Source organism: Acinetobacter geminorum (assembly GCF_013009345.1).
GTDB lineage: Bacteria > Pseudomonadota > Gammaproteobacteria > Pseudomonadales > Moraxellaceae > Acinetobacter > Acinetobacter geminorum.
Genome location: NZ_JABELE010000061.1, coordinates 1 through 269, shown reverse-complemented (window position 1 = coordinate 269; position 269 = coordinate 1). Strand labels below are relative to the sequence as shown.

Genomic DNA, 269 nt, shown 5'->3' with positions numbered 1-269 from the left:
AATAATAAAGTCATAACCGGGTTCCTCTGCTCTTGGCCCAGTTTGACCAAAACCTGTAATCGAGCAATACACCAGTTTAGGGTTAATCGCAGATAAAGACTCGTAGTCTAAACCGTATTTTTTCAAAGAACCCGCTTTGTAGTTTTCAATCACAACATCGGTGTCTTGAATAAGAGCTTTAATCAATTCTTGTCCATCAGAGCTAGCAATGTCGATAGCAACAGATAGTTTATTGCGGTTGGTAGACTGATAATATGCAGCTTCTTGAG

General features: G+C 39.4%; 1 protein-coding gene. It reads right to left on the bottom strand.

The annotated features are described in order from the left end of the window. A partial coding sequence (locus tag HJG58_RS18690; RefSeq protein ID WP_170249806.1) for a CoA transferase occupies positions 1 to 269 on the bottom strand: 269 nt, incomplete at both ends.